The sequence below is a fragment of the Devosia chinhatensis genome (genome assembly GCF_000969445.1).
GTDB classification, from domain to species: domain Bacteria; phylum Pseudomonadota; class Alphaproteobacteria; order Rhizobiales; family Devosiaceae; genus Devosia; species Devosia chinhatensis.
In genome coordinates, this window is sequence record NZ_JZEY01000061.1 from 1,047,421 (window position 1) to 1,065,965 (window position 18,545).

Annotated in this window: 19 protein-coding genes; 8 read left to right on the top strand and 11 right to left on the bottom strand. The window is 64.5% G+C overall.

The genetic code is table 11. From position 1 onward, the window contains the following. Positions 1-8: 8 nt before the first annotated feature. The gene (gene lepA / locus VE26_RS15515; RefSeq protein WP_046106026.1) at positions 9-1,814 is read right to left on the bottom strand and encodes a translation elongation factor 4; all 1,806 of its coding nucleotides are present in this window, start codon (positions 1,812-1,814) and stop codon (positions 9-11) included. Positions 1,815-1,916: 102 nt separating this feature from the next. Between lepA and VE26_RS15520 the strand changes: the two genes are divergently transcribed. The 3 genes from VE26_RS15520 (at position 1,917) to VE26_RS15530 (ending at position 5,379) form a co-directional block, all read left to right on the top strand. After that, positions 1,917-2,810: an extensin family protein gene (locus VE26_RS15520; protein WP_052715957.1), complete on the top strand. Its 894-nt coding sequence runs from the start codon at positions 1,917-1,919 to the stop codon at positions 2,808-2,810. Between the two features lie 240 nt (positions 2,811-3,050). Next, complete coding sequence (locus VE26_RS15525) at positions 3,051-3,962, top strand: LysR substrate-binding domain-containing protein (protein WP_046106027.1); 912 nt, start codon at positions 3,051-3,053, stop codon at positions 3,960-3,962. A 163-nt stretch (positions 3,963-4,125) separates the two neighbouring features. Then, the gene (locus VE26_RS15530) at positions 4,126-5,379 is read left to right on the top strand and encodes an NAD(P)/FAD-dependent oxidoreductase (protein ID WP_046106028.1); all 1,254 of its coding nucleotides are present in this window, start codon (positions 4,126-4,128) and stop codon (positions 5,377-5,379) included. 28 nt (positions 5,380-5,407) lie between these two features. On the opposite strand, the gene VE26_RS15535 is transcribed toward VE26_RS15530, so the two are convergent. The 5 genes from VE26_RS15535 to VE26_RS15555 all read right to left on the bottom strand — a co-directional run bounded on the left by VE26_RS15535 (position 5,408) and on the right by VE26_RS15555 (position 9,157). Beyond that, the gene (locus VE26_RS15535; RefSeq protein ID WP_046106029.1) at positions 5,408-5,998 is read right to left on the bottom strand and encodes an SCO family protein; all 591 of its coding nucleotides are present in this window, start codon (positions 5,996-5,998) and stop codon (positions 5,408-5,410) included. A gap of 3 nt (positions 5,999-6,001) precedes the next feature. Beyond that, positions 6,002-6,526, bottom strand: coding sequence for a copper chaperone PCu(A)C (locus VE26_RS15540; protein WP_052715958.1), 525 nt, complete (start codon positions 6,524-6,526; stop codon positions 6,002-6,004). Positions 6,527-6,537: 11 nt separating this feature from the next. Beyond that, complete coding sequence (locus VE26_RS15545; protein ID WP_046106030.1) at positions 6,538-8,127, bottom strand: copper resistance CopC/CopD family protein; 1,590 nt, start codon at positions 8,125-8,127, stop codon at positions 6,538-6,540. A gap of 62 nt (positions 8,128-8,189) precedes the next feature. Continuing rightward, complete coding sequence (locus VE26_RS15550) at positions 8,190-8,711, bottom strand: YcnI family copper-binding membrane protein (protein WP_046106031.1); 522 nt, start codon at positions 8,709-8,711, stop codon at positions 8,190-8,192. 56 nt (positions 8,712-8,767) lie between these two features. Next, positions 8,768-9,157, bottom strand: coding sequence for a hypothetical protein (locus VE26_RS15555; protein ID WP_046106032.1), 390 nt, complete (start codon positions 9,155-9,157; stop codon positions 8,768-8,770). Positions 9,158-9,318: 161 nt separating this feature from the next. Here VE26_RS15555 and mbfA point away from each other — a divergent pair, with 161 nt between their 5' ends. Together mbfA and VE26_RS17255 are read left to right on the top strand one after the other, a co-directional pair. Then, a complete protein-coding gene (mbfA, locus tag VE26_RS15560) occupies positions 9,319-10,299 on the top strand; it encodes an iron exporter MbfA (protein ID WP_046106449.1) in 981 nt (326 codons plus the stop codon). A gap of 40 nt (positions 10,300-10,339) precedes the next feature. Continuing rightward, positions 10,340-11,143 (top strand): alpha/beta fold hydrolase, encoded by an 804-nt coding sequence (locus VE26_RS17255; RefSeq protein WP_052715959.1) that lies wholly within the window; start codon positions 10,340-10,342, stop codon positions 11,141-11,143. Here VE26_RS17255 and VE26_RS15570 read toward each other — a convergent pair. Continuing rightward, on the bottom strand, positions 11,140-11,655 hold the full coding sequence (locus VE26_RS15570) for a DUF2306 domain-containing protein (RefSeq protein WP_046106033.1): 516 nt from the start codon (positions 11,653-11,655) through the stop codon (positions 11,140-11,142). The two genes, VE26_RS17255 and VE26_RS15570, sit on opposite strands and share 4 nt — an antisense overlap. Before the next feature lie 102 nt (positions 11,656-11,757). Here VE26_RS15570 and VE26_RS15575 point away from each other — a divergent pair, with 102 nt between their 5' ends. Next, positions 11,758-12,510 (top strand): LytTR family DNA-binding domain-containing protein, encoded by a 753-nt coding sequence (locus VE26_RS15575; protein ID WP_046106034.1) that lies wholly within the window; start codon positions 11,758-11,760, stop codon positions 12,508-12,510. Here the strand turns inward: VE26_RS15575 and VE26_RS15580 are convergent. Both VE26_RS15580 and trhO read right to left on the bottom strand, forming a co-directional pair. After that, positions 12,485-13,444 carry a LysR family transcriptional regulator gene (locus tag VE26_RS15580; RefSeq protein WP_046106035.1) on the bottom strand — a complete coding sequence of 320 codons (960 nt, stop codon included), beginning with the start codon at positions 13,442-13,444 and terminating at the stop codon, positions 12,485-12,487. The genes VE26_RS15575 and VE26_RS15580 overlap by 26 nt on opposite strands. A gap of 82 nt (positions 13,445-13,526) precedes the next feature. Beyond that, on the bottom strand, positions 13,527-14,564 hold the full coding sequence (gene trhO / locus VE26_RS15585; RefSeq protein ID WP_244465714.1) for an oxygen-dependent tRNA uridine(34) hydroxylase TrhO: 1,038 nt from the start codon (positions 14,562-14,564) through the stop codon (positions 13,527-13,529). A 72-nt stretch (positions 14,565-14,636) separates the two neighbouring features. Here trhO and VE26_RS15590 point away from each other — a divergent pair, with 72 nt between their 5' ends. Beyond that, on the top strand, positions 14,637-15,674 hold the full coding sequence (locus tag VE26_RS15590) for an aldo/keto reductase (RefSeq protein WP_046106036.1): 1,038 nt from the start codon (positions 14,637-14,639) through the stop codon (positions 15,672-15,674). A 17-nt stretch (positions 15,675-15,691) separates the two neighbouring features. On the opposite strand, the gene VE26_RS15595 is transcribed toward VE26_RS15590, so the two are convergent. Beyond that, a complete protein-coding gene (locus VE26_RS15595; RefSeq protein ID WP_046106037.1) occupies positions 15,692-16,585 on the bottom strand; it encodes an NAD(P)/FAD-dependent oxidoreductase in 894 nt (297 codons plus the stop codon). Positions 16,586-16,738: 153 nt separating this feature from the next. Between VE26_RS15595 and VE26_RS15600 the strand changes: the two genes are divergently transcribed. Beyond that, a complete protein-coding gene (locus VE26_RS15600) occupies positions 16,739-17,344 on the top strand; it encodes a hypothetical protein (RefSeq protein ID WP_046106038.1) in 606 nt (201 codons plus the stop codon). Between the two features lie 33 nt (positions 17,345-17,377). Here VE26_RS15600 and VE26_RS15605 read toward each other — a convergent pair whose 3' ends face one another. Then, complete coding sequence (locus VE26_RS15605; protein WP_046106039.1) at positions 17,378-18,505, bottom strand: Gfo/Idh/MocA family protein; 1,128 nt, start codon at positions 18,503-18,505, stop codon at positions 17,378-17,380. Between the last annotated feature and the right edge of the window lie 40 nt (positions 18,506-18,545).

The window sequence follows — 18,545 nt, forward strand, 5'->3', positions numbered from 1 at the left end:
CGAACCGATCAGTCGTCACCCATCTTGAGGGCCTTGATGAAGGCTTCCTGGGGAATTTCCACCGAACCGAACTGGCGCATGCGTTTCTTGCCCGCCTTCTGCTTTTCGAGCAGCTTGCGCTTGCGGGTAGCGTCGCCGCCATAACACTTGGCCGTCACGTCCTTGCGCATGGCGCGGACGGTTTCACGGGCGATGATCTTGCCGCCGATGGCCGCCTGGATGGGAATGACGAACAGGTGCGGCGGGATCAGCTCCTTGAGCTTTTCGCACATGATGCGCCCGCGCGATTCCGCCACGCTGCGGTGCACCAGCATGGAGAGCGCATCGACCGGTTCGGCATTGACCAGGATCGAGAGCTTGACGAGGTCACCTTCGCGATGTTCGCCCAGCTGGTAGTCGAAGCTGGCATAGCCCTTGGAGATCGACTTCAGCCGGTCGTAGAAATCGAACACCACTTCGTTGAGCGGCAATTCGTATTCAACCATGGCACGCTGGCCGACATAGGACAGGTTGGTCTGGATGCCGCGCCGGTCCTGGCAGAGCTTGAGGATGGCGCCCAGATATTCATCCGGCGTCAGAATGGTCGCCTTGATCCAGGGCTCGCGGATTTCCTTGATCTTCATCACGTCCGGCAGGTCGGCCGGATTGTGCAGATGCATGGTTTCCCCGCTCGTCAGCTCGACCTCATAGACCACCGAAGGGGCGGTGGCGATGAGATCGAGATCGAATTCGCGGCTGAGGCGCTCCTGGATGATTTCGAGGTGCAGCAGCCCCAAGAAACCGCAGCGGAAGCCGAAGCCCAGCGCAGCCGACGTTTCCATTTCAAACGAGAAGCTGGCATCGTTGAGCCTGAGCTTGCCCATGGCGGCGCGCAGCTCGTCGAAGTCCGAGGCATCGACCGGGAACAGGCCGCAGAACACCACTGGCTGCGCCGGACGGAAGCCGGGCAGGGCGTTCTGGGTGGGCTTTTTGTCCTCGGTGATGGTGTCGCCGACATTGGTATCGGCCACTTCCTTGATCGAGGCGGTAAAGACGCCCAGTTCGCCCGGGCCCAGTTCCTTGACCTCGACCAGCTTGGGCGTGGTGACAGCGACGCGATCCAGCTCGTAGACGGCGCCCGAGGCCATCATGCGGATGCGCTGGCCCTTCTTCATCACCCCGTCGATGATGCGCACCAGCACCACGACGCCCAGATAGGTGTCGTACCAGCTGTCGACGAGCAGCGCCTTGAGCGGGGCATTGAGTTCGCCCTTGGGTGCGGGCAGGCGAGTGACGATGGCCTCGAGGACCGCATCGATATTGAGCCCGGTCTTGGCCGAAATCTCCACCGCCTCGGACGCATCGATGCCGATGACGTCCTCGATCTGGGTCTTGACGCGCTCGACATCGGCAGCGGGCAGGTCGACCTTGTTGAGGACCGGCACGATCTCGTGATTGGCGTCGATGGCGTGATAGACATTGGCCAGCGTCTGCGCCTCGACGCCCTGCGAGGCATCGACGACCAGGAGCGAACCCTCGACGGCGGCCATGGAGCGCGACACTTCATAGGCGAAGTCGACGTGGCCGGGCGTGTCGATGAGGTTGAGCACGTAATCCTGCCCGTCCTTGGCCTTGTAGTTGAGCCGGACGGTCTGCGCCTTGATGGTGATGCCACGCTCGCGCTCGATATCCATCGAGTCGAGAACCTGTTCCTTCATTTCGCGCAGATCGAGCCCGCCCGTCATCTGGATGAGGCGGTCGGCGAGCGTGGACTTGCCATGGTCGATATGAGCGACGATGGAAAAATTGCGGATATTGCTGAGCGGCGTGGTCATGGCGCGCTGATAGCAGAAGCCCGGGGCCCAAGAAAGATGGTTTCCGTAGGCTTAACGGGGCTTTTGCGCAACGGTGGACGGGCACACCGCGTTGCAGAGGTCATGCGCGCCATGTCCTTTGCCCTCGCCATCCTTCTCGCTGCGGCCCCGCCTCTGGCTGCGCAGGATATTTTTCAGCCTCTTCAGGACCTGGTGGAAGAGCTCGTGCCTCAGCGCGCCGCCCCGCGTCCGGCGCCTGAGCCGGTGCGGCCCGTGCCGCCCACGCCTGCAGCCGAACGGCCTGGAGCCGAAGCGGAGGAGCCGACCGATGCGCCGCCTCTGCCAAGACCCCGGCCCGAGGACGCACAGGAGGCCGAGATCGCCGCCGAGCCCGAACCCGACACGGCGGCCCCAGCCTCCGGCGTTGTCGAGCCGTCAGCCAGTGCCGAGCCGGACCGCGTCTATCAGACCGCTTGCCCCGCCCTGCTCTCGGGCCGTGTGGTGGGCGAGATGCTGCCGCCCATAACCGAGGGCATTTGCGAAGAGCGGTCGCCGCTCTCGGTAAACGCCGTCAGCGCCAATGGGCATGAGATCGGCTTTTCGAGCCCCGTCACGACCAATTGCGCCATGGCCGACGCGCTGGCCGACTGGGTGGCCGAGGTGGATGCCTATGCGACGGCCGCGCTCAAGACACCCGTCACCACGCTCAATACCGGCACCTCGATGATGTGCCGCAATCGCAATGGCGGCGACGAGAGCTTTGTCTCCGAGCACGGCTTTGCCAATGCCCTCGATGTGGTCGGCTTCACCCTGGAAGACGGCACGAACATTGCTGTCGAAGCCGACTGGCTCCCCGCCTCGGCGCCTGAAGGCAGGCTCTTGCGCCAGGCCCATGGCGCGGCCTGCGCACGCTTCACCACCGTTCTGGGGCCCGAAGCCAATGCCGAGCACGAGGATCATTTGCACCTCGATCTCGGCTGTCACGGTCAGGCCTGCACGGCGCGAATTTGCGAGTGACGTTGGCGGACCTGATTTTATCGGGGATGATGCACGGGCAGATCGGCCCAGTCGCGGAGGGCGAGGCAGTCCGGATGCGGCAAGGTATGTGGGCGCGGCACGGGGCGCAGCCGCGCCAAAAGGCGGCGGAGCAAGGACATTTCTGTCTCCGGTGAATGAGTTCGGGAATGATCTGACCATGCGCCGCGCACCCCAATCGGGCAATGGACAACCTTATCCGCCTCATTATAGAAAATCTATATGAGCAAGAGCTTTCCCATTCCCCTCAACGCGCTGCGGGCCATCGAGATCGTGGCCCGGCGCGGGGCGCTGGCGCCGGCGGCCGAGGAACTGGGCGTAACAGTCGGGGCCGTCAGCCAGCATTTGCGCCGCGCCGAGGAGCGGCTGGGCGTCGAACTCTTCGCCCGTACGCCACAGGGCCTGCGCCCCCTGCCGGCCCTGCTCGCCGTGCTGCCGCTGCTTTCGGGCGGGTTCGGCCAATCGCAAGAGGGACTGGCCGGCCTGAACGGCGCCCATGACAGCGTCCTCAATGTCACGGTGGGCAGCGTCTTCGCGTCACGCTGGCTGATCTGGCGCGTGCGCAAATTCGCCACCCTGCCGCAGGGGCTGGAAGTGCGCCTCAACGTCACCGCGGAAATGGTGGACCTGTCGCGGCCCGACATCGATTGCGGGATCCGCTACGGAGATGGCCACTGGCCGGGCACCCGGTCCAGCCTGATCGGCGGGCAAGAGTACCAGCCTGTCTGCTCGCCGCTATTGCTGGAGCGCCTGTCGACGCCCGCGCATCTGGCCGGGGTGCCGGTTATTGCCGACAATACCTCCATGCTGGACTGGCCCAACTGGCTCTCCAGCGCCGGGGTTGATCCGAAGATGAAGCTTTCCGGTCCACACTATTCCGATGCTTCCCTGGCCTTCGATGCGGCCATCGATGGGCAGGGCGTGCTGCTGGCCGCCGATATGATGAGTGCCGATGCGGTCAGCGACGGGCGGCTTGTGCGGCCTTTCGAGCATCCGGTGCGCAGTCCGCGCGGCTATTACCTCGCCGTTGCGCAGGGCCGCCGGGAAAGCCACAAGCTCAAGCTGTTCCGCGACTGGCTCGCTGCCGAAACGGCCGCCAGCGCCCGTGGGTACCGGTTTCAGGCTGCGGATTAGCAAGCGCATTCCGTCCTGCCAGTTGGTGTATTTCTGCAAATTTATTGTGCTTATTCGGCAGGTGGCGCTGCGTTCATCCCAGAATCTGGGCGTGAGCGCCGCAGATAGACGAAAACTGCCGCCTGTGCTCTGCTAGACTGCAAAGCAAAGAGGCGAGGGCAGCATGGACGACGTCATCATTCTGGGCGCTGGCATTGTCGGGATCGCGACGGGCATCCACCTGTTGCGGCGCGGGCGCAGCGTCACCCTTGTCGACAAGAGCGCGCCGGGCCGGGAAACCAGTTTCGGAAATGCCGGCATCATCCAGCGCGAAGGCGTGCGCCCCCATGCTTTCCCCCGCGACTTGCAGACCCTGTTGCAGGTGGGGCTGCACCTGTCCACGGCTGCCCGCTATGAACCGCTGGCGCTGCCCAAGCTGGCGCCACCGCTCTTGCGCTATTGGTGGGAATCGTCCCCCGACCATTATCGCAAGGTCGTGCAATCCTATGCGCCGCTGATCGGACGCTCCATCCTGACCCACGACGATCTCATCAAGGCCGTGGGGCCAGAGGCGGACGCGCTGATTTCCCGCTATGGCTGGCATCTTGCCTTTCGCAGCCAGGACAAGTTCGAAAAGGAAATCCGCAAGGCCCAGGGCGACCACGAACAGTTCGGCATCGGCTACAAAGCGCTCGATTGGCCAGCGCTCAAGGCAGCCGAGCCCAATCTGCTGGGCAAGCTGGTCGGCGCCATCCACTGGACCGATCCCTGGACCGTGAAGGACCCCGGCGCGCTGGTGGGTCTTTACTTCGGCCTCTTCGAAAAGCTGGGCGGCACCTTCGTGCACGGCGCGGCCGACGGCTTGCGCCAGGACGGCGCGAATTGGATCACCCGGGTCGATGGGCAAGCCCTGCGCGCCCGGCAGGCCGTCATTGCGCTCGGCCCCTGGGCGCCCGATGTGCTCGAACCGCTGGGCTATCGCCTGCCGCTATTCGTCAAGCGCGGCTATCACATGCATTATGCCGCTGCCGATGACGCCGCTCTGCGTCACCTGCTGCTCGACCCCGAGGTCGGATATGCCATGGCACCCATGGCCGCGGGCATTCGCATCACCACCGGCGCCGAATTTTCGCTCCGCGATGCCGCGCCGACACCCATCCAGCTGGCCAAGGCCGAAAAGGCGGCGCGCGAGCTTTTTCCGCTCGGTGCCCGGCTCGACCCCCAGCCGTGGAAGGGGGCGCGTCCCTGCACCCCCGACATGATGCCGATTATTTCCCAGGCTCCTGGCCATGCCGGGTTATATGTGGGCATCGGCCATGCCCATCACGGCTTTACGCTCGGGCCGGCAACCGGGGAGCTTCTCGCCCAGATGATGACGCACGAAGACACTGCCATCGACGTGCACCCCTTCCGCATGGGGCGGTTTCTGGGGGCCTGAGCCGCCAGGCCCGGCAGCGCCTGCGTGCCTAGCTTCCGATCAACCGGCGGAGCTTGGCGATCGCCGTGTCGCTGCTTTCGCGATAGGCTATAGTGCCCTGGAAGTCGCCATTGCGGTCGAGCAGGAACACCGAGGCGGTATGGTCCATGGTGTAATCGCCTCCTTCGAGCGGCACTTTTTCGTAATATACCGCCCAGGCCTTGGCGGCCTTTTCGACCTCTTCCGGCGAGCCGGTGAGGCCGGTCACATGGCTCGTCCACGACACGTAGTCGCCGATGATCTCGGCCGTGTCGCGCTCGGGGTCGACAGTGACGAAATAGGCCTTGAGGTCCCGGGCTTCAGCGCCCAGCCGGTCATACCAGCTCGTCATCTCGGCCAGCGAGGTGGGGCAGACTTCCGGGCAATGGGTAAAGCCGAAGAACAGCATGGACGGGCTGCCCGTGAGGCTGTCGCGGGTAAAGGTTTCCCCGTCCGCGGTTTGCAGCCGGTAATCCCCTTGCCCCAGCCCGGCCACCGAAGTGGGCCGGACCATTGTCGTATAGGCATAGAGCCCGGTGGCGGAGAGAGCCGCCACTGCCACGAGCGACCAGAGCGCCGTGCGCAGATGCAAAAGGCGCATTTGTTAGTGCCCCATGGCCTGCGACGCGGCCGTGCCGCCGGCCATCAGGTCCAGGGTGATTGTGCCCGCCTTCTCGAAAATGAGCGTCACCGGCACCGCGTCTCCCTCGGCAATAGCGGCGTTGAGGCCCATGAACATGAGGTGATAGCCGCCCGGCGCCAGCGACACGCTTTCACCGGCCGGGATCAGAAGGCCATCGGTAAGCTGGCGCATTTTCATCACATCGCCCTCCATGGCCATTTCGTGAATTTGGCCTTCCTTGGCGATGCCGGTTTCGACACCGACCAGGCGATCGTCCTCGGTGCCGGTATTGGTGATGGTCATGAAGCCGCCCGCCACCGGCGCATTGGGCAAGGTGGCGCGGGTGAAGGCACCTGAAATCTCGATCGCACCGATAGTGACCGGTGCTGCGTCCTGCAGGGGGGCGTCGGCATGGCTCGCAGTGGCCTGGGCCCAGGCGGGCAGGCCGGGCGCCAAGGCTGCGGCGGCAGCGAAGGTGAGGGCGACGGCGAAACGATATCGGGTCATGGTCTGTCCTTTCAAGGCAGAATAATCTGGGTGCGGACACGCGCCAGCGTGAACCGATCCAGGCGCAAATCAAGAGTGAAATCCCAGGGTCCCGGGAGCGGAATGGTTTGCCCCTCGACGCGCCAGAGCCCGTCACGGAGCGTTGCAGGCACCTTGATCGGTTCGATTCCCAGTTCCGGTGCCGACAGGGTCAATTCGACAGTCAAGGGTTCGACCGGGGCGCCGAGGAGGTCGGTGAGGCCGATATCGATGGCGACAGGGCCGGCGCGGCCCGGCGTGATCACGAGGTCAGCCATGACCTCTTGATCCATGGCATGCGCATAAAGCGGGGCTGACGCCTCTTCGGCCGAAACTGCCGCCGCTGCGATGGCACGCGGCGGCGGGGTAAACCGCCAGCCCGCGGCAAGCGCGAAGATAATAAGGACCAGCCCGATCTCGAGAAGGATGGCCTTGCGCAATTGGCCGCGCGCCCGAATTGTGCCCTCAAGCGCGGGATGGGTCAGGCGGAAGCGGTTCCACACCGCCAGACCCAGAAGCGCGATCATCAGGCCCAGCTTGGCCGCAAGAATGACGCCATAAGGGGCAAGCCAGGCCGGGCCGGGCGGCCCCATCTGGACAGCGGCCAGCACCCCGCCCGAAATCAGGATCGGCGCGACGGCAAAGGGGATGAAGCGCGAGAATTGCCGCAGCGCCCGGTCAGCCGCATGGCTTTGTTCGCGCAGCCAGATCGAGAGCGGCAACAGCGCGCCGATCCAGAACAGGATGCCGGCAATATGAAGGACTACTGCAATGCGGGTCAGCCATTGCGGCTCGGCAGCTCCGGCATGGCCGCTCAGCGCCAGCGCCAGCGCAGCCAGTCCCCAGCCGATCAGGGCCAGGACGCGAAAGCGATGGAGCGAGATCAGACCAAACAGCAGCGCCGCAACCAGCAGCATCGTCGTCAGGCCATAGCGCGTGGCATAGCCCGTCACCCAGGCATCGGGCGAGAACAAGCCCATGGGGGTCACGCCCAGCGCATCGGCGCCGTGAAGGCCAAGACTGACGGGTGCCACGACGAGGCCGAGAAGATTGACTGCGCCAGCCAGCCTGCGGGCTTGATCCGGCAAGGGCGCGGCAAGGGCAAAGATTGCCGTGCCCAGCCCCAGAAACAGGGTCGCGAACAAGGCAGTCTTGCTGGCCCAGAGCAGGATGCTGGTGGCGAGCGAGGCGGCGGCAATGTCCGGAACCGTTCCGCTCTGGCTGCCGATGGAAAAGACCACGGACCCAGCGACCGGGTGGGCATCGACCGACACCACCCGCCAGCTGAGGACATGCGTGCCTTCGTCGACTTCGGCCGGCAGAGGCACGACGACCGTCTCTCCGCCCATGGTCGTGGCGGTCAGGTCAAGACTGTCGCCGCCGGGGCCGATCAGGGTGATGACCAGCGGGCTGACCGGCTCGTTGAAGACGAGGCTGACCTCTGCGGGTGCCTGTGCGAGCATGGCATTGGCCGCAGGCACGCTCGAGAGCATCTGTGCATGCGCCAGCACCGGCACCGCGCCGGCCAGCATGAAGGCCAGGGCGAACAGAGGCGCGACAAGGCGGGCGACGACGGCAATCATCGGCTTCTCCTGTGCTCAAGGGGCGTGCGGGCGGGGCGCAGCGGCCCCGCCCTGACCGGGTCCTAGTGACCGGCGCCGCTCGCGGCAGGGACCAGAGTCAGGCTGGGTGCGGGCATGTCGCCGGTTTCGTCGGTGTCGATCCAGGCTTCCTCGCCATTGGCGCATTCCTGGATGGCCGGGAAGTAGAATTTCCCTGGCTCGAGCGTGTCGGCAAAGGTGCCCCGGAAGACGAATTCGTCATACCATTCGTTGGGCAAATTGCCGTTGGACCAGACGATTTCCTTGACGCCCTCGGCCACCTCCGTGCCGTGGTTGAGATAGGTGTTCTGATAGGGGCCGGTGACGGTTTCGAGGTCCCAGCCGGCCTTGGGCATCGGCTTGACCGAGAAGAAGCCCTCGGGGATCTGGATGCGGACGGTATGGGTGGCTTCGGTGCCGCAGCCATGGGGTACCCGCAGCACGGCCTTGAAGCCGGAGCCGATCGCGGCCTCCTGGACTTCGAGCGTGGCATGGGCAAAGGCCGGGGCAGCCAAGGCAAAGAGGGTGGTTGCGGCCAGTGTGGCGCGGGCAAAAGTGCGGATCATCGGATGATCTCCAGTCAAAAAGGGTCTGATAGGCGGCATGCCGCCAGGAAAATGAATCAGACCGTGACGGGAGGCGCGCGCGATTGCCCGAAATGATCGGGTCGCACGCTCTTCTGCGCCGGGGGCGCCTGCGCAAAATGGATGATGTCGGCGGTGGTGGGGACCTCGACGACGAGGGCCGGCGGCAGGATTGCGGCCAGCTGCTGCTTGGCGATGCCCATGGCCGGGCAGGTAAGGGCCGCAGCGGAAGCCGGATCGCCATTCTCGTCCTGCGCCATGGGCTGGCAGACCGACCAGGCATCGAGCGTCGAATAGCCGATGGCGTTGAGATCGCGCTGCAATCCCGCGGCCTGATGCAGCGGCAACAGCAACGTCAGCACATAGATGGCCAGAACCGCAAAAGCGGCTCCCATCTCGCGCATCATTGTCCGCCGGCTGTTGTTCATCGGGCTCCTCGTCCTCTGGCCAATAGCCCGACGCGCACCGACCCACAAGCGCCAACCACGCCATGGGCTGCACCCAAAGTGTCGCAGCACAGATTCTCATTGCACCTAACTTAGAATCGTTCTAAGCATTGTTTGGAATCATTCTAAAGTTCGAGGCTGCCATGCTGCGTCTCTGGCCCGATAATCGCCGCGATTTCTCGACCCTTTCCGAGCGCGAAATTCTGTCGCTGGCTATTGCCGCCGAAGAGGAAGACGGGCGCATCTATTCCGAATATGCCACCCGCCTGGGCGAGACCTATCCCGGCAGCGCCGCCCTGTTCGAGGGCATGGCAGCCGAGGAGGACGAACACCGCCGGCGCCTGCTCGATCTCTACGTACTGCGCTTCGGCACCCATCTGGTGCCGATCCGGCGCGAACATGTGCGCGGCTTTCTCACCCGCAAGCCGCTCTGGCTGCAAAAGACGCTGACGCTCGACCAGGCGCGCCAACAGGTCTGGGAGATGGAAGAAGGCGCCTATCGGTTCTATCTCGCCGCTGCCGCTCTCGTGACCGACGCGCCCATCCGCAAGCTTCTGGGCGATCTAGCCGCAGCCGAAAAAGGGCACGCCCGTCGCGCTGACCAGATCGACGAGACGGTTCTCGGCCGGCCTGGCCGCGAGCGGGAAGCCAGTGAAGCGCATCGCCAGTTTGTCCTGACCTATGTCCAGCCGGGACTGGCCGGGCTGATGGACGGTTCAGTCTCGACCCTGGCGCCGGTTTTCGCCGCTGCCTTTGCCACCGGCGATACGCACCAGACCTTTCTCGTGGGCCTCGCCGCCGCCGTGGGTGCGGGCATTTCCATGGGCTTTACCGAAGCTGCCTCTGACGATGGCCGGCTGACCGGACGGGGCTCGCCGATTCGCCGGGGCCTGGCTGCCGGCATCATGACAACCATTGGCGGTCTGGGACACGCCTTGCCCTACCTGATCGCCGATTTCCGGGTCGCGACCGGCGTCGCCGTCTTCGTTGTGCTGGTCGAACTCTGGGCCATTGCCTTCATTCAGCAGCGCTACATGCAAACCCCGTTCTGGCGTGCCGCTTTGCAGGTGGTCCTGGGCGGCGCCCTGGTCTTTGCCGCCGGCATCCTGATCGGCAGTGCCTGAAGACTGGCTGCGCGCGCCGTGTTCCCCTATATCGTCACCCATGGAAGTACAACGTTTCACGGCCAGCGATGGCACGCCGCTCGTCTATTGGGATGTTGGCGCGCGCGATGGTGTCCCTCTGGTCCTCTGCCATGGACTGGGCGCGGGCGCCGAGCAGTTTACCCTCGATGCTCGGTTTTTCGCCCAGCATGGGTTTCGCGTCATCGCGCCTGATCTGCGTGGCCACGGCGCCTCTGGCGTTCCCCAAACCGGCGCTGACGCGGGCTACGGCCTCGAAAGGCTGGCGCAGGACCAGATTGACATGCTCGACCATGCTGGGATCGACCGCGCACATTGGGTGGGCAATTCCCTGGGCGGCATTATCGGCCTGACCCTGGTCGCCAGCCATTCGGGGCGTTTTGCCTCGCTATCTCTCTTCGGAACGGCGCTGGCGCTGAGCCTGCCGCGATGGACCGCCGCGTTCATGCCCGCGATCGATCGTTTCCCCGGGCGGGGCCCGATGGCGCGGATGACAGCGTGGTCGACCACACGCAACCGCGCGGCGCGGCCCTTGGTCGAGGCCCTGCTCAATCGCTATGACGGCGCTGCCGTCACGGCCATGATCGGCCATATCACCCGCTATGATCTGCTTGCAGCGGCGCGGGCCTGGGCCGGGCCCGGCCTGGTTATGGTGGGCGGGCGAGACAGGGCAGTGAACCGCGCACTGCTCGGCCAGCTCGAGACACTGCGCCGACGCCCCAATTGGCGCATCGTCGACCTGCCCGAGGGCGGCCATTGCGCCAATCTCGATGCGACGGACCTTTGGCGGGCAACGTTGCTGGCCTTCTGGCACGATTGCCCTTAGGCCGGGCGAGGCCGGCGGAAGTGGCCGCTGGCGCGCCGCACCAGCCATACGAGAGCGGCGCCGAAGATGATGCTGGTGGCGAGGAACGCCGCGCTGGCCAGCGGTGAACCGCCATCCGGACCGAACACCACTTTATTCATGATCCGCCCGGGCATGAAGGTGAACCAGCCGGCGATCACCAGCGCGCCGAGATAGAGCGATTGCATAACCGCCATATGCGCCCTGATATTGCGGCGCCTGGCATAAAGGATACCCAGCCAGAGGCTTCCCAGGGTCAAGAGGGACAGGAGGTGGATCGGCGAGAACAGGCCGAACGTTCGCGTCTGCCAGATGAACAGCGAACTCAGCGCCGTAACGAGCATGAGGATCACCCAGAAGCGCCCGAGCCGACGATGCGGGCCATCGCCCTTGCGCCGGAACAGGACGATGCCACCCAGCACAAAGGCGCCCATGGCGGCAAAGGCATGGATCTGGATAGTGGGCGAGGCGCTGAGCAGCGGTTCGAGAGACATTGGCGGGCTCCGTTGGTCTTGTACTGCCCAGCTTTCGCACTAGAGTACCGCGCGCAAATCCTTCTTCGCCAAAGGCCCCCTGCTTTCGTGAACACCCAATCCATGCATTTGGCGCTTCGTGAACTGCAGGACCTGGCGCGCCGTCCGCAGGCCTGGATCGTGCTCGCGGCCACCGGGTTGATCATGGGCATGGTCGGCCCGTTCGGCACGTTCGACATGCCCGTCGTGCCGCGCCTTGCCTATTGGCTGACCGTGGTGACGGGAACGACGGCGCTCTGCCTGCTGATCGAGCGCTGGGTATTTCATGCCATCGGCGGGCGCCTGCCTGACCTCGTGGCGGTCCTTGTCGGCGGTGCGCTGGCCGGCCTGCCCATTGCCCTCTGCGTCTGGATTTTCAACCGGATGGTCTTCGGCACGGGAACCGAAGCGATGAGCCTCTGGGCGCTTTTGGCCTATACGATCCCCATTGCGGCCCTCGTCACCAGCGCGGTGCATGTTCTCGTCCGCAGCGACGATGTGGAAGGCCTGCCAGATGGCGCCGCGCCGGCCCTCCTAGATCGTCTGCCGCTTCCGCAGCGCGGGCGACTTCTCCATATCGCCGTCTCCGACCATTATGTCGATGTGACCACCGACAGGGGCACGACGCTGGTGCTGATGCGGCTTTCCGACGCCATCCGCGAGACGGCCCCGATCAGGGGTCTTCAGGTGCATCGCTCGCATTGGGTGGCGCTCGATGCGGTCCGGCGCGGACGCAGGATCGGGGGCAAGCCGGTACTCGAACTCGAAACCGGGGTGCTCGTGCCGGTCAGCCGCACCTTCCTGCCCGCCGTCAGGGATGCGGGATTGCTGGTTTAGGCCAAGGCTTTCTCGGCACCACTTTGTCGAGGCGATCGTCGATGATCTCGCCCATCTTGGCGCATTCGAGGGCGATTTCGCGGATGAAGTCGGCCAGCATCGGTCGTTCCAGGGCCGCAAGCGAGCGCACCACCATGGCGGTGTCGCGATGCAGTGGCTCGAAATCGACAGGGGCGATCTCGACCAACCGCCCTGCCTTGACGTCATCGGCAATGGCCGAATTGACGAAAAAGCCCAGACCCTCGCCCTTGATCGCCAGCCGTCGCGCCGGTCCGGTGGGGAGTTCGACGCTGGTTTTGGCCAGCCGCACCAGCGCCGCCGCTGTTTCGGGATCGGCCTGCCACCAGCGTAGTGCGATGACGCGCGGCACCAGCGCCAGGACCTCGGCGATCTCCGGCCGGCTCGACAGGCGCGCCGCCACATCGGCGGCCACCACCAGCGGCACGCGCTCCCGCATAATGACCAGAGGCTCGAGATCGACCACCAGCGGATCGATATTGGGCCAGCAGAGTATGCCCATTTCCACTTCGCGCTCATGCAGCATGGCCGCGATCTGGCCCTGCCGGCCCTCCCGCACGACAACGTCCACGGATGGGTAATGCTCCTGGAAGCGGATGAGGCTTTCGGTGATGAGCGGGGAGACCAGCGTGCGCAGGGAGGCAATCGAGACGCGCCCCCGCTCCACCCGGCGCAACGCCTCGCGGCCTTCCTGCGCCGTGCCGATGATGCGTCGCGCATAGGGCAGGAAGGTCATGCCCTGGTCGGTGAGCGTCACTGTGCGACCCCGCACGAACAAGGTCACGCCCAGGAGCTGTTCCAGCGCCCTGATGCGCATCGAGGCGGTAGCCTGGGTGATGTTGAGATAGGCCGCAGCCTTGGTGAAGGACTGGTCGCGAACGATGCGGTCAAAGGTGCGGAGCTGGTCGAGGTCCATAGAAAAGGCTTATGCGCTTTGGCGTGTCTGACCGTTCTATGTGCTCTGGCATTTGCAAAGTCTATACGGCGATCGACGCAAATCAGGCTTTGTTGGCTTGGCGGGATTGCTCGGCCCGAGCCTTTTTCTCCCGGCGGCGGCGTTCGGCATCGCTCCCGGCGGCGTCGCCCATATGGGCGTGGCCGCGCTGGCGGGCCAGCTCCATCTGACGCTGCCGCTCGGCGGCCGCTTCATGCTTGGCTTTGTCGGCCTTGCAATAGGGGCAGGAAATCCCCTCATGGTAATCCTCGTGCTGCCGATCGTTCTCGGTCAGCGGATGCCGGCAGGCGCGGCAAAGGCTGGCATGGCCCGGCTCGAGCCCATGGCCGACCGAGACGCGCTCGTCGAACACGAAGCATTCGCCCGAAAAGCGGCTTTGTGTCTCGGGGATCACCTCGAGATATTTGAGGATCCCGCCCTTGAGGTGGAAGACTTCCTCAAAACCCTGGCTGAGGAGGTAGGACGAGGCCTTTTCACAGCGGATGCCGCCGGTGCAGAACATGGCCACCTTCTTGTCGCGCGCCGGATCGAGATGGCGTGCCACGTAATCCTTGAACTCGGTGAAATTGGCGGTCTTGGGGTCGAGCGCGCGCTGGAACGTGCCCAGGCCCACCTCATAATCGTTGCGCGTATCGACCAGCACGACATCGTTGCGCTCGATCAGCCCGTTCCAGTCCTCGGGCTCGACATAGGTGCCGACCTGCCTGTTGGGATCGACCTGCGGCGCGCGCAGCGTGACGATCTCGGGCTTTACCCGCACCTTCATGCGCAGGAACGGCGCGCTGTCGGCAAACGAATACTTGACCTCTGCCCCCGCGAGCCGGTCGCCGAACGGACCATGCGCGAAGAGGTAATCGGCCAGGGCATCGATGGCCTCCGGTGTTCCGGCAACCGTGCCGTTGATCCCCTCGGGGGCGAGGATCAGCGTGCCCTTTATGGCGCGCGCGCAGCAGAAGGCGGCCAGTGGCGCCTTGAGCGCCTCCACGTCCGGCAGGGCGGCGAATTTATAGAGCGCCATCACCTTGTCTGGATGATCGGGCTGGGGCAGACTGGACATCGAGGATGAGCTTTGCGCTTTCATTTGCCACGCTCATAGCAAAGACCGGTCCCGGCGTCACGGGCGGTTGCAGCCAACATATCGGGAGCACTTTTCATGACCTATCGGGCCGATCCCGCACGCTATGACAGCATGCAATATCGTCGCTCCGGCCAATCGGGCCTCAAGCTGCCGGTGGTGAGCCTGGGCCTCTGGCAGAATTTCGGCGGCACGCGGGACTATCCGGGTGCCATGGAAATCCTCGGCTATGCCTTTGACCAGGGCGTCACCCATTTCGACCTCGCCAACAATTACGGTCCGCCCGCCGGCTCGTCCGAAGAACTGTTCGGCCGGGTCATGGCCCGCGACTTCCGCCCCTATCGCGACGAGATGATCATCTCCACCAAGGCTGGCTACAATATGTGGCCCGGCCCCTATGGCGAATGGGGAAGCCGCAAATATCTCCTGGCCAGCCTCGACCAGTCGCTGCAGCGCATGGGGCTCGACTATGTCGATATCTTCTATTCCCACCGCTACGATCCCGACACCCCGCTCGAGGAAACCATGGGCGCGCTGGCCCATGCCGTCAAATCCGGCAAGGCGCTCTATGTCGGCATTTCCTCCTATCCCGAGCAGCAGACCCGCGAGGCCCATCGCATCCTCAAGGACATGGGCGTGGCCACCACCATCCACCAGCCCTCCTATTCGATGATCAACCGCTGGATCGAGAACGACAAGACCATCGATGCCTGCGGCGAACTGGGCATCGGCGTCATTGCCTTCTCGCCGCTGGCCCAGGGCGTGCTCTCGGGCAAGTACAATTCGGGCCAGATGCAAGGCACGCGGGGCGAGAACCCCAATGGCTCGCTGCGGGCCAGCCATATCGAGCCGCGCGTTCTGGAGGCGGTGGACAAGGTCGGCGAGATTGCCCGTGCCCGGGGGCAGTCCATGGTGCAGCTGGCGCTGTCCTGGGTGCTGCGGCGCAAGGAGATGACTTCGGCGCTGATCGGCGTGCGCACGCTCGAACAGCTCAAGGACAATCTGGGCGTGCTCAATAATCTCGATCTCTCCGATGAAGAGATCGCGGCCATCGATGCGGCCACCCAGAACGGGCAGATGGAACTTCATCCCCGCCCGCAGGGCTGGCTGCGCTAGTCCGGACCGGCTGGGCGTCAGTCCATCATCAGCGAGTGCAGGGCGCCCATGGCCGCCAGCGATCCGGAATTGACCGAGAAGGTCACCGAATGCATAGCCATGGACAGGTCCCCGGCGGCATACACGCCGGGGCGCGATGTGGCCTGCATGTCCTTGACCGCGACCATTTCGCCGGTGGGCGTCTCCTTCATCTCGAGCCCGAGCTGTTCATGCAGCGTCGCCGAAGGGCGGTTTCGGGGATGGGCATAGAGCGCCGCCAGTTTGAGCGTGCTGCCATCGTCGAGTGTCAGGCTCTCCAGCTTTCCATCCTGGTGGTTGATGGCCCTGATGCCGCCCTCGACGATGCGCACCTTGCGGTGTTCCAACTTGTGCCGCTCGGCGTCGATAATGGCATTGCCGTCCAGGATGAGCGTGATGTCATCGGTCCAGTTGGCGTAGAGCACCGGTCCATGCAGCGACATGGGCGATGAATAGAGCAGGCCCCAGGGGCGCCCTGCCACCTCATAGCCATGGCAGAACGGGCAATGGATGACCGTCTTGCCCCAGCACGCGGCAAAGCCGTCGATATCGGGGAAGTCGTCGACGATGCCATAGGCCAGGATCAGCTTTTTCCCGCCGATCGTGCGGCCATCCTCGGTGGTGATGGTGAAATTGCCATCCTCGCCGCTGATCGTGTCTGCGCGGCCAGAAACCAGCGTCACGCTCGGATAGGCGGCGACCTGGGCCCGGGCTTTGGCGAGGATGTCGCCCGGCGGCACGCCGTCCTGCCCCAGGATATTATGCGCCGCCTCGGCATAGCGGTTCCGGTTGAGCCCGGTATCGAGCACCGTGACCTTGCGACGTGCGCGGCCCAGCTGCATGGCGGCGGCGAGGCCCGCAAACGAACCGCCGATGATGATCACGTCCTGCATGGGCCGCTCCTCGATTGTGCGTTGGATGGCGACGGGGACAGCCCGTGACCATAGATACGTAACTCAATATGTTTCGTGTGTCATGGCAAGTCAAGCCACTGGTGCAAACGTGGCTGCCGGCGTTAGGATCGATGCATCGAGCGGGAGGATGACATGCGCCGTGCTGGAATTGCCTTTGCCGTTCTTTTTGCCGCCAGTCTGCCTGCCGGGGCCTTCGATGCGCAAAGCCGGGCGATCGTCGGGCATTTCAAGCCCGGCAAGCTCTTGCCGATCGCGGATGTGGCGACGCTCATGCTGGGTGCCGAACGCTGGTGCTATAACCAGCGCGAGGGGAATTGCGCCTGGTCGGACATCTATCTCGCCATCGACGGCGACGCGGTCAGTTATGAATTGTCCAATGCCTGGGACGACGCCGTCACCATCAGCTTTATCGGCAAGGGGAACTTGCGCGACGGACGCTATATCTGCGACATCGGCCACGACTGGGTGCCCAGTGTGCGCGCCGAGGATCGTGCGACGGGAGCCGCCATTACCGGCCGGGCACTGGCGGCGCTCAAGGTAGAGATTGCTGGCGTCATCGACACGTCCGGCAGCGCCGAATGTTTCGATTACCTCTATCGCGGCCATGACGAGGCCGCCGAGACCATCACCCTCACCCAAAGGCAATATGCCAACGGCACAGAGTATCGTCCCGAATTCGATGCCGAGGTGACCCTCTATTTCGACGGGGAAGCCGCCGGGCGCCTGGGGCTTTATTAAACGGCCCCTCCCGGCGGGAAGGGGCCGAGGGGATCAGGCCAGCCGGCCGTTTGTGAGGCTCTCCGACAACGGCGCCGGACGCTCGACAGGGGTCTTGATGTCGACGATGCGGCCGTCGCGCGCGGCATGCTCGAAGGCTTCCATCACTTCAAGCACATGCAGCGCCAGATCGCCATTGGCGCGATGCGGCCGGTTTTCGAGAATGCCCAGGGCCATGTCGGCCACGCCGAGCGAACGGAAATTGCCATCCGCATAAGGCTGCCCGATCGTCACGTCCTGCCATTGCGCATCGCGCCCGCGTGGCCGCAATTCGACCGCACCGCCAAAGTGGTTCGGATCGGGCACGATCATCGTCTGCTCGGTGCCATAGATTTCGAGCGGCACGTGCTTGTGCGCGGCCACATCGAAGCTCATGGCGATCTGGACGATCGCGCCATTGGCAAAGCCCAGCGTGCCGGTCACATGCGTATCGATATGCACGGGCATGACCTGGCCCTTTTTGGGCTCCGAGGTGATGGTGCGTTCCGACCGCAGGCGCGACGACATGGCCGAGACCTTCGCCACGGGCCCGAAAAGGTTGACCAGATCGGTGATGTAATAGGGTCCCATGTCGAGCATGGGGCCGCCGCCCAGATCATAGTAAAAGGCCGGATCGGGGTGCCAGCTTTCATGGCCCGGGCATTGCATATAGGCGGTGCCCCCCACCAATTGGCCAAGGACCCCGCTGTCGAGAACGGCTCGGGCTTGCTGATGGGCGCCGCCCAGGAACGTGTCCGGAGCCGATCCGATGCGCAGGCCTGCCGCATTGGCGGCGTCGCGCAGCTTGCGGCCCTCGGCGAAGGTGATGCCGAGCGGCTTTTCGGAATAGACGTGCTTGCCGGCGGCAAGGCATTTCAGGCCCACATCGACATGGGCGCGAGGAATGGTGAGATTGATCACCAGGTCGATCTCGGGATCGGCCAGCATCTCGTCCACGCTCAGCGAGCGGAGGCCGAATTCCTGCGCACGTGCCGTCGCCGCTTCGGGCCGCATGTCGGACAGGGCCTTGATGTCGAGAACCGGGAAGCCCGGCATGCCGTCCTTGCCCAGAATGGCCTTGAGATAGGCCGAAGAAATATTGCCGGTACCGATGAAACCGATACCGAGGCGCTTGTCAGACATGCGCGCGTCCTCCCAGATGTACGTGCATCAGACTAGCGGC